Source organism: Pedobacter jamesrossensis (genome assembly GCF_042650905.1).
GTDB classification, from domain to species: Bacteria; Bacteroidota; Bacteroidia; order Sphingobacteriales; family Sphingobacteriaceae; genus Pedobacter; species Pedobacter jamesrossensis.
On sequence record NZ_JBHSBY010000023.1, the window covers coordinates 1 to 10,139 of the forward strand.

Sequence of the window (10,139 nt, forward strand, 5' to 3'; positions counted from 1 at the left end):
AATCCAAATGCACTTGCAAATAGCAATACAATAGTTGCTTGCTTTTCTGTTGAGTAGGCATCAGTGATATAAAAAAAGTCCTGTTCGAAAGAACAGGACTTTTTTTATATCACTGATTAATTACTTTCTACTTCCAAAAATGCGAAGTAGGAAAAGGAAAATATTTAAGAAATCAAGATATAAAGATAATGCGGCAACTATAGCCATTTTCTTAGATTCTACCTGTAAAACCTGCTCTCCACTTGCTTCTATTCCTTCACCAATACGCTTAATTTTTTGAACATCGTAAGCGGTTAGGGCTGTAAAAATAGCAATACCAATAAATGCCATAACTAAGCTGAACTGTTCGCTTTGAATAAACATATTTACGATGCTAGCAAGAACTAAACCGATAACGCCAACCATTAAAATTGGGCCAAATTTACTTAAATCGATATTTGTAGTGTAGCCCATTACAGCCATAATACCAAATATCCCAGCAGCACCCGCAAAACAGCTTACTACCGAACCTGAAGTATAAGCAAGTAAGATAAAACTTAGACTAATCCCTGTTAACACCGAATATAGTACAAATACCCCAACTAAAGCTGGGTATGAAAGTTTACTTAAGCCAAAACCCATTAATAAAACTAAACCAAGTGGTGCAAACATGGCGATATAGCCAAAAATTGTCATCCCAACTTTTCCAGTTTCTGGGTTTACATTAATTAAGTATTGCATAAACTCTTCATTTGTACCGAAAAGATATGCTGCAACAGTTGATAAACTTAATGCCACAAACATCCATAAGAAAACATTTGCGAAGAATTTTTTAGAAACAGAGCCTTCTTGTACGAAAACACTGTTGTCTTGATATTGATAATTTTGTTGTTCCATTTTGATTAATTTGTTTCTTGTTTAAATGATTTCCCATATGAAGAAAAGCCTTCAAAACTTAAATCTTCGTCTATGTTTTCCCAATGTATTCCAAAAGGTGAAATGTTAAAATCGTTTCTTTCTTCTTCACTAGCATTTAATAATTTTGGAAACCAGCTTAAGGGATGGCTTTTCTTTTCTCCCGATTCCGTTCTAATGAAGATTTGATTGTCTTCAAACCAAACCTTTATTTTATTTTTTGTGGTATTCATTCCATTTTGCAATAATAATTTCTTTGTTCTCTTCTATCAAAGATTGTGCTAGGTTAATATCTTTGTTTTTAAGTCCTTTATTGCTAACTAGTTTAACTTCTTCGACTTCAAATTTTGCTTCTCCATCTGCATTTCTTACATGTATGTGAATTGGTAAATGTTCATTAGAATAGAAGAAGAAACGAAGTCCGAAAATTATAAATAAAGTTGGTATCTTATTGTAAAATTAAGTATTTTAATTCAATCTTTTTGTCAGCAATTCTTCAACTTTCTTAAAGAATTGTAACGGTTTTAGTGTACGCCATGGCAGATTATCGAAAGCACCACCAAAATTAATGTAATAATCGATGCTGTTATCTTTAAATTCCTGAATTACGTGTTCCTGAAAATTTACACCAACTATCCAGCCATCTTCTACTTCCTGAAACCATTCTTCATAATAACTATCATCAGAAGCATGAAAGTTTAAAACATTTTCACCGATTAAGATGAATTTGTTAATCCCTTCATCCATCATCAGCTCCAGAATATCGCGTTTCAGCAACATAATGTCATTATTAATGGCATCATTCCACTCACCTATTAATTCGATTATGGCATAGCTTCTATCATAATCGGCATAAAGCACTTTCATATAAAGTGTATTGGAACCAAACTCGTCCCATTGCGGGTGAAGCAAAAAATTGTATATCTGTTTATCGAAGTAAAGTTCAGAATATTCGGTGTTGTAAAAAGGCGAACGCTCATCCTCTGCCGAGATATATTCATCTCTCCACTGGTAATACGGCTCTATCTCGTGCATTAGGTAAATTTTAGATTTAACGATTTACGATTTTAGATTGAACAATTGCAAAAGTGATTCGTTTGATATTCGACTGGTAAAATCGTAACTCATAAATCTACTATCGTAAATTCAAATGTCCTGCCTCAACCGCTTTACGAACACTGCCGTAGCGATTTAATAAATCGGCAGCTTCTTCATAATTTATATTTAATTCATCAGCTACCATTTGCGTTCCTCGGTCTACAAGCTTGTTATTTGTTAACTGCATATCAACCATTTTATTGCCAACAACTCTTCCTAATTGAACCATCACCGTGGTACTCAGCATGTTTAATACAAGTTTCTGTGCAGTGCCAGATTTCATACGTGTAGAGCCTGTAATAAATTCAGGTCCAACAACCACTTCTACCGGAAAATCAGATTCTGCTGCAATAGGCCCGCCCGTATTGCAAACAATGCAACCCGTTAAAACACCAATTTTGCGGGCAGTATTTAACCCTCCAACCACATAAGGTGTAGTGCCAGATGCCGCCAAACCAACTAAGCAATCTTTTTCGTTGATGTTAAATTCTTGCAAATCTTTCCAGGCCTGCTCTTCATCATCTTCGGCAAACTCTACCGCTTTTCTAATTGCGGTATCTCCACCAGCAATAATACCAACAACCCAATCAAATGGAACACCATAAGTTGGTGGGCATTCTGAAGCATCAACCACGCCTAAACGCCCGCTAGTTCCTGCACCGATATAAAAAAGACGACCACCTTTTTTCATTCTTTCGGCAACTGCCGAAGTAAGTTTTTCTATCTGAGGCAAAGATTTTTCAACTGCAAAGGCCACAGTTTTATCTTCGTTATTAATGCCCTGCAAAACTTCAAGAACCGACATTTCATCAATGTGGTTGTAGTTAGATTCTTGCTCGGTAACTCTGTTCATAAATTTAATTTTGATAAAATTCGGTAATTTCTTTTTAAAAACTACGCTAAAAACTCAAAAATAAATGTCTTAAATTCTGAATCTTGATTTCTAGCATTAATAATTGTGAAATATTAGAAACAAAAGACTATAAAATGCAGTTAAAAAATTAATCAACCCGCTAATTTTCATAAATTTGCATAAAGCCAATGAAAAAGAAAACCCGTAATAATATCCTAATTGCTTTAAGCTATTCTTTAATTTTAATAGCAGGGATGTTTTTGGGCGTAAAATTTATTAAAGACCAGGGGTTTGGCGTTCAAAAAAGCCCTTCTTTAACCGCAAATAATTCTGCAAAACTAGAGGAAATTTTGCACATCATTAATGGGAATTATGTTGATGATATTAATACAGATTCACTACAAAACTTACCAATTGATAGTGTTCTACACCAATTAGACCCACACAGCGTTTATCTCCCCCCTGCAAATGCGCAGGATATGCAAGATAATTTGGAAGGAAATTTCGAAGGCGTAGGTATAGAATACTATATGCTTAACGACACCATGATGGTTACTGGTGTAATTAAAGATGGACCAGCCTACCAGGCAGGCATAAAACTTGGCGATAAAATTTTAAGTATAGATACAGCCGTTGTTAGTGGAAGAAATTTAGGAAAAGACCAATTATCGGGTCGTTTTAGAGGCAAAGCAGGTAGTGGTGTAAATGTACTTTTAATGCACAACGGAAACCAGCTTCCTAACCGTGTTATGGTAACACGTGGCAAGGTTAATATCAGTAGTATAGATGCCGCTTACATGATAAATCCAGAAACTGGTTATGTTCGCATTAGCAAATTTGGAGCAAATACCGATGAAGATTTCACCTCTACAGCGGCAAATCTAAAATCAAAAGGTATGAAAAAACTGATTCTGGATTTGCGTGATAACGGCGGTGGTTATTTCAGTGCCGCAACTGGTTTGGCCGACCAGTTTTTGCCAGAAAATAAATTAATAGTTTATACACAAGGTAAACATGAACCCCGTACAGATTACTTTTCAACCGGAACAGGTTCTTTTCAACAAGGAAAACTAGCCGTTCTAATTAACGAAAACACCGCATCGGCAAGTGAAATTGTTGCAGGAGCCGTGCAGGATTTAGGTCGTGGTATTATTATCGGCCGCCGCTCTTTTGGTAAAGGATTAGTGCAAGAACAATTTTCTTTTGAAGATGGTTCGGCATTAAATTTAACTATAGCAAGATATTATACACCATCGGGTCGTAGCATCCAGAAATCATACAAAAAGGGTTACGATGCTTACAAGCATGAGCTAGATGATAGAATGAATGATGGTGAATTAACTGGCGATTTAACTTCTTTTAAAGATTCAGTTGAAAAAAATGGAGGTTTAAATATAGCTCAACCCAGAAAGCCAAAAACCAGTGGTGGCATTCAACCAGACATTTTTGTAAAATTAGACACCGTTGGTTATAACAAATTTTACAGCAACCTGGTAAGTAAAAAAGTGCTTTCAGATTACGTTTTTAATATACTTACCAATAAATACAGTCAAACTTATATCGAGCAAAACATTAATGTATTTAGCCTGAACGATTTAGATTTTAAAGACTTTATTGGTTATTTACAACGCAAAAATGTAACAATAGACCGTTTCCAACTATACAATTCTAGAACTATTATCTTGAACGATTTAAAGGCTTTACTTTGCCGTTATTACCTGGGCGATGTTGGCTATTATCGTGCCGCAAACCAAAACGATAATGTAATAAAGCAGGCGTTAAACAACCTTCAATAAAAACAAATTGATATTATTTTTTTGAAAAACACAGACAGTAGCTTTTTTTTACTGTAAAGCCTGCTGTATATTAGTTGGTTGATGTAATATCAAAGCCACTGAATCGGGGATGTCATGTCTACTAGTTTTTGCGTTATTTCGGCCACAAAAAGTAATAATACAATCTGATTTTGTAAACCTAATACAGTAAAAACAAATTCAATAGTAAACACAAATCAGTAATAAGACTTTTTACTGTAAACTTATTCCAGTATAGGACAGGTTGTATCTAATTATCTATTGCGTCGGGATTTATTCGGGGTTAGTTCGGAGTTTGTTCGGACTTGTGACAATTCAGCCCGAACAAAGTGCAACTCAAATCGGTCGAAAATTTGTTTTAATAGTAGCGATTATCTTAATCTTTGTAAAACCTTAACTTACCTTGAGTAGCGCATTTGGAAATATTTACAGCTTTATCTCAAAAAGGCTTAAACTTATTCCTTCATAATGTTTTGGCAAACCTTCGGTCTCTTCCATTTTTATTACGCCAACATACTCAAACCCGCAGCTGGTGTAGTATTCTAAAAGCTTTTCATTATCAGCCCAGGTATCCATTCTGATGTATTTTATACCCTTTGACGGCGCAAATGCTTTTGCCCATTTAATAATTTCTTTAACAAAAGAATAACCTCTAAATTCTGGATTAGTAACGATTCTATGTATGTAAATTGAGTCTGCATCTTTATCGCCCCAAATTAATTTATCTTCAAAAGTTACTGCAAATACACAAGCAACAACCCCTTCAACTAAGATTTTATATTGTCTGTTATCTGCAATTTCAGTCTCTATTAAGGCTCTGTCAAAAACTTGCCAATGTTTATTGAACACTTTTTTTTGATGAGCAATTGCCATATCATAAAACTGAAAGATGGTATCTATATCAGAAATTTGGCTGTTTTGTACTTGAATTTTCATAGGGCGAAGGTAAGAAATTCGGCTTTTAATCTGCCTTAATTATCGTGCAATGGCTAGCGACTTTTAGTAAGCAACATGTTTTCAAGAACATAAATGATAAAATAAAAATGTGAAACAAGAATATACGTAGTTAACTACGTATATTTGTACATAAACAAATCCTATGAGCATTATCATCAAAACATTAAAAAATTCAGACTCTAAAGATATCATTGATATTATATTACCTATTCAACAACTTGAGTTTGGCGTACCAATTACACTTGCAGACCAACCAGATTTACTTGATATAGAAAATTTCTATATCCTTAAAGGTGGAAATTTCTGGGGTGCAAACGTTGAAGGAACACTTTGCGGAACCATTGCCCTTTTACGCTTCAATAATAAAGCAGCTGCAATTAGGAAAATGTTTGTAAAAAAAGAATTCCGAGGAAAAGAATATGGAATAGCTTCCTCATTATTAGCGGAATTAATTAGGTATTGCAAAGAAAATGGAATCGAAAATCTTTATCTTGGCACGGTTGACATCCTTAAAGCAGCTATTCGTTTTTATGAAAAGAAAGGATTTGTACAATTAGATAAGAAGGAAATGCCATTTGACTTCCCTTTTATGACTCCTGATAATATTTTTTGTCATTTAGCTTTATAAAAATGAACATCATTAATTCTTCTGGTGTACTGGCACTTTCAACTCGCCTGCAAAGACTGGCTGAACAGCTTAGGAAAGACGGTGCACTTTTCTATAAATCTTATGGCATTGAATTTGAACCCAAATGGTTTCCAGTAATCCTTACCCTTTCTCATCGCCCGTTATTGAGCGTTATAGAACTTGCTACAGAAATTGGTTATACTCACCCCTCAACAATCAGTTTACTTAAAGAACTTGAAAAAGAGAAACTCATCCGTTCTAAAAAAGACAAAACTGATGAACGCAAACGCCTTTTAGAACTTACTCAAAAAGGAATAGAATTGGTTGCAACTATGCAGCCAATTTGGAAAGTAATCGAAAGTGCTTTAGATGAAATTGCCTCAAATAACGACAACCTGCTAAGGGCAATAGACCAGGCAGAGGAAGCCTTGGTAAAACAGAGTTTTTTACAACGAGCTATGGCTTTGAAAATTAAGGAGTAGGTTTAATACACAATAATTGATTTGAAACAAATAAACTTGATTGGCGTGGAGATATTTTTGTTCTAATCATGAGCGTATTCGAAGAACAAAAAAAATTAAAACAAAAAAGCAGGGCTGCATTTCCCGATGGAATGCGAACCCTGCTTTTCTAATTATTTATTTTATTGGCCTTAAGCCTGTACCTTCAACTCCTAAACCCTCTACCCTGACTTATTTCTGTCTGAAATAAATTTGTATTGGCGCTCCGGAGAAATCGAAATTTTCCCTTAATTTATTTTCGATGAAACGTTTATATGGATCTTTAATGTACTGAGGCAAATTACAAAAGAAAGCAAACATGGGTGATGTTGCGTTAATTTGCGTAATGTATTTAATTTTAATGTGCTTGCCTTTTAATGCAGGTGGTGGGAATTTCTCAATCAATGGTAACATAACATCGTTGAGTTTCGATGTAGGAATTTTCTTGCTACGGTTTTTGCAAACTTCTAATGCCGCTTCTATTGCTTTGAAAATACGTTGTTTGTTTAATACCGAAGTGAATACAATTGGCACGTCGGTAAAAGGGCGAATTCGTTCGTGAATTTGCTCTTCGAAAGCTTTCATGGTTTGCGTATTCTTCTCAATCAAATCCCATTTGTTTACTAAAATCACGATACCTTTTTTGTTCTTTTCGGCAAGGTGAAAAATATTAATATCCTGGCTTTCTATTCCTTCTTGGGCATCAATCATTAACACAACAACATCAGCTTCTTCTAAAGCTTTAATGGTACGCATTACGGAGTAAAACTCAAGATTTTCTTTAACCTTTGTTTTCTTACGCAATCCTGCGGTATCAATTAGCATAAATTCGTGACCAAATTGGTTGTAGTGAATTTTGATTGAATCGCGGGTTGTACCTGCGTTTGCGGTTACGATGTTACGTTCTTTACCGATTAAAGCATTAACTAAAGATGATTTACCCACGTTCGGGCGACCAGCAATTGTAATTTTAGGTAAAGCATTTTCTTCTTCAGGAATATCTTCGAAATGTTTAACGATTTCATCTAATAATTCTCCGGTACCAGAACCCGTCATAGAAGAAAGTGGAAACACTTCTCCTAAACCAAAACCATAAAAAGTACTTATTTCGCTATGTAATGCAGTATTATCTACTTTATTGGCGGTAACAAATACCGGTTTGTTGCTCTTGCGAAGAACTTGTGCAATGTCATCATCCAAATCGGTAATACCGGTAGTTACATCCACCATAAAAATAAGTACCGATGCTTCTTCGATTGCAATTACAACCTGTTCGCGAATAGCTGCTTCGTAAACATCTTCTGAGTTTGCAACATATCCACCAGTATCAATTACAGTAAATTGTTTATCAGTCCATTCTGCTGTACCATAATGTCTGTCGCGGGTTACGCCGCTGATATCATCTACGATAGCCTTACGACTTTCGGTTAATCTATTAAAAAGGGTGCTTTTGCCTACGTTTGGCCTGCCTACGATGGCGATAATGTTACTCATGGGTGTTCTAATTGATAGTTAATGGCTTATAGTTAATGGTCGTGATGTTTAAACAAGCTGCTTAAACTATTTGGCTATCAACCATTGACTATCAACTATTAACCGATTTATTTCGGGCTGCAAAGGTACGGTTAATTATCGTAACCAAAGCTTTTTAGGTAGTTCTTTTTACTTCTCCAGTCTGGAATTACTTTAACAAACATTTCCAAAAAGACTTTAGTGTCTAAAAATTTCTCGATTTCTATACGAGCTTCAGTACCTACTTTTTTAAGCATACTGCCGCCTGTACCAATAAGAATGTTCTTTTGTGAATCGCGTTCTACAACAATTTCTGCCGTGATACGAACCATTGCACCCTTACCGTTTTTCATTTCTTCATCTTTGAAACTTTTAACAATAACCTCAGTACTGTATGGAATTTCCTTTTGATAATTTAAGAATATTTTTTCGCGAATAATTTCTGAAACGAAGAAACGCTCAGAACGATCAGTTAAATCCTCTTTATCGTAATAAGCCGGGTGCTCGGGTAGCATTTCTAAAACTCTATCTAACAATCCATCAACATTGTGTTTATGTAAGGCCGAAATTGCATAAATAGCTACCGGATTTAATTTTTCCTGCCAGTAAGTAATCTTTTCATCAACTTGTTCTTGCAGGGCTTTATCGATTTTGTTTATCAATACGATTGTTGGAATATTTCTGTTCAGAATTTTCTCTAAAACATCCTCTTCATCGTGTTCTTCGTTAATGTCTGTTACGAATAAAAGTACGTCTGCATCGGTTAAAGATCCGTTTACGAAGCTCATCATACTCTCTTGTAAACTGTATTTTGGCTTAATTATACCCGGTGTATCAGAAAAAACTATCTGATAATCTTCTTCATTTACCATACCTAAAATACGGTGTCTTGTGGTTTGAGCCTTAGGCGTTATGATGCTAAGTCGCTCGCCCACAAGCACATTCATAAGGGTTGATTTACCTACATTTGGTTTACCTATTATACTTACAAAACCTGCTTTGTGCGCCATTAAAATATTTTTTAAAAAAAATTTGCACTACAAAGAAACGAATTATATCTTTGCATTCCAATTCGGAAACAGAGTTAAGGATTTAATTCACTAGAAAAAACGAGTTGTATATAATGCGGGGTGGAGCAGTTGGTAGCTCGTCGGGCTCATAACCCGAAGGTCGCACGTTCGAGTCGTGTCCCCGCTACCAAGTAAATTGACGATGGTAGATTTACGAATTTAGATTTGAAAATAAACGTAATTCTAAAATCTTAAATCTAAAATTGAAAATGGCCCGTTCGTCTAGGGGTGAGGACGCCAGATTTTCATTCTGGAAACAGGGGTTCGATTCCCCTACGGGCTACGATTAACCGCTTTACAAAAGTTGAGCGGTTTTTTTATCAAAAGTAAGGTTGGTATATCCTTAAAAATACAACATAATGCGGGGTGGAGCAGTTGGTAGCTCGTCGGGCTCATAACCCGAAGGTCGCACGTTCGAGTCGTGTCCCCGCTACCAAGTAAATTGACGATGGTAGATTTACGAATTTAGATTTGAAAATAATCGTAATTCTAAAATCTTAACTCTAAAATTGAAAATGGCCCGTTCGTCTAGGGGTGAGGACGCCAGATTTTCATTCTGGAAACAGGGGTTCGATTCCCCTACGGGCTACTAGTATTATTAACAAAACGTTCAAAAGGCAGTAAATTTAAGATTTACGGCCTTTTTTGTTTCACCACCCCTCGCTGGCGCACGCGCAATGTCATTAAGTTAAGGATTTTTATATTGCGTCTTTTTGATTTTTAGTTACTTTAGGTTTCACTCTGGCTCTGAACTTATCCTTATTCCTTTGATTTGTTCGGTTATTTCTTATTGGTATTGTATTTTTTAGAAAA

The 10,139-nt window shown here is 35.4% G+C and carries 11 protein-coding genes and 4 tRNA genes; 7 read left to right on the forward strand and 8 right to left on the reverse strand.

The window, feature by feature from the left end; genetic code table 11:
• Positions 1-120 precede the first annotated feature (120 nt).
• The 5 genes from ACFOUY_RS04065 to murQ all read right to left on the reverse strand — a co-directional run bounded on the left by ACFOUY_RS04065 (position 121) and on the right by murQ (position 2,845).
• Positions 121-876 carry a Bax inhibitor-1/YccA family protein gene (locus ACFOUY_RS04065; RefSeq protein WP_378959183.1) on the reverse strand — a complete coding sequence of 252 codons (756 nt, stop codon included), beginning with the start codon at positions 874-876 and terminating at the stop codon, positions 121-123.
• Between the two features lie 5 nt (positions 877-881).
• Positions 882-1,127, reverse strand: coding sequence for a DUF2442 domain-containing protein (locus tag ACFOUY_RS04070; protein WP_378959184.1), 246 nt, complete (start codon positions 1,125-1,127; stop codon positions 882-884).
• Positions 1,108-1,341 carry a DUF4160 domain-containing protein gene (locus ACFOUY_RS04075; RefSeq protein ID WP_378959193.1) on the reverse strand — a complete coding sequence of 78 codons (234 nt, stop codon included), beginning with the start codon at positions 1,339-1,341 and terminating at the stop codon, positions 1,108-1,110. The genes ACFOUY_RS04070 and ACFOUY_RS04075 overlap by 20 nt, the downstream gene beginning before the upstream one ends.
• A 21-nt stretch (positions 1,342-1,362) precedes the next feature.
• On the reverse strand, positions 1,363-1,929 hold the full coding sequence (locus tag ACFOUY_RS04080; RefSeq protein WP_316762690.1) for a hypothetical protein: 567 nt from the start codon (positions 1,927-1,929) through the stop codon (positions 1,363-1,365).
• A gap of 100 nt (positions 1,930-2,029) precedes the next feature.
• A complete protein-coding gene (murQ, locus tag ACFOUY_RS04085; RefSeq protein WP_378959185.1) occupies positions 2,030-2,845 on the reverse strand; it encodes an N-acetylmuramic acid 6-phosphate etherase in 816 nt (271 codons plus the stop codon).
• 188 nt (positions 2,846-3,033) lie between these two features.
• On the opposite strand from murQ, the gene ACFOUY_RS04090 reads away from it, so the two are divergent.
• Positions 3,034-4,641 (forward strand): S41 family peptidase, encoded by a 1,608-nt coding sequence (locus ACFOUY_RS04090; protein WP_378959186.1) that lies wholly within the window; start codon positions 3,034-3,036, stop codon positions 4,639-4,641.
• A gap of 444 nt (positions 4,642-5,085) precedes the next feature.
• Here ACFOUY_RS04090 and ACFOUY_RS04095 read toward each other — a convergent pair whose 3' ends face one another.
• Positions 5,086-5,595, reverse strand: coding sequence for a GNAT family N-acetyltransferase (locus tag ACFOUY_RS04095; protein WP_378959187.1), 510 nt, complete (start codon positions 5,593-5,595; stop codon positions 5,086-5,088).
• 163 nt (positions 5,596-5,758) lie between these two features.
• Here ACFOUY_RS04095 and ACFOUY_RS04100 point away from each other — a divergent pair, with 163 nt between their 5' ends.
• Both ACFOUY_RS04100 and ACFOUY_RS04105 read left to right on the forward strand, forming a co-directional pair.
• Positions 5,759-6,244: a GNAT family N-acetyltransferase gene (locus ACFOUY_RS04100; protein ID WP_378959189.1), complete on the forward strand. Its 486-nt coding sequence runs from the start codon at positions 5,759-5,761 to the stop codon at positions 6,242-6,244.
• A gap of 2 nt (positions 6,245-6,246) precedes the next feature.
• On the forward strand, positions 6,247-6,726 hold the full coding sequence (locus ACFOUY_RS04105) for a MarR family winged helix-turn-helix transcriptional regulator (RefSeq protein ID WP_378959190.1): 480 nt from the start codon (positions 6,247-6,249) through the stop codon (positions 6,724-6,726).
• 210 nt (positions 6,727-6,936) lie between these two features.
• Here ACFOUY_RS04105 and der read toward each other — a convergent pair whose 3' ends face one another.
• Together der and era are read right to left on the reverse strand one after the other, a co-directional pair.
• Positions 6,937-8,238, reverse strand: coding sequence for a ribosome biogenesis GTPase Der (gene der / locus ACFOUY_RS04110; RefSeq protein WP_378959191.1), 1,302 nt, complete (start codon positions 8,236-8,238; stop codon positions 6,937-6,939).
• Positions 8,239-8,369: 131 nt separating this feature from the next.
• Entirely contained in the window at positions 8,370-9,266 is an 897-nt protein-coding gene (gene era / locus ACFOUY_RS04115; RefSeq protein WP_378959192.1) for a GTPase Era, read from the reverse strand.
• A 114-nt stretch (positions 9,267-9,380) separates the two neighbouring features.
• On the opposite strand from era, the gene ACFOUY_RS04120 reads away from it, so the two are divergent.
• The 4 genes from ACFOUY_RS04120 to ACFOUY_RS04135 all read left to right on the forward strand — a co-directional run bounded on the left by ACFOUY_RS04120 (position 9,381) and on the right by ACFOUY_RS04135 (position 9,915).
• Positions 9,381-9,456, forward strand: a tRNA-Met gene (locus tag ACFOUY_RS04120).
• Between the two features lie 81 nt (positions 9,457-9,537).
• A tRNA-Glu gene (locus tag ACFOUY_RS04125) sits at positions 9,538-9,609 on the forward strand.
• A gap of 77 nt (positions 9,610-9,686) precedes the next feature.
• Positions 9,687-9,762 (forward strand) — tRNA-Met (locus tag ACFOUY_RS04130).
• An 81-nt stretch (positions 9,763-9,843) separates the two neighbouring features.
• Positions 9,844-9,915: transfer RNA gene (locus tag ACFOUY_RS04135), tRNA-Glu, on the forward strand.
• The last annotated feature ends 224 nt before the right edge of the window (positions 9,916-10,139 follow it).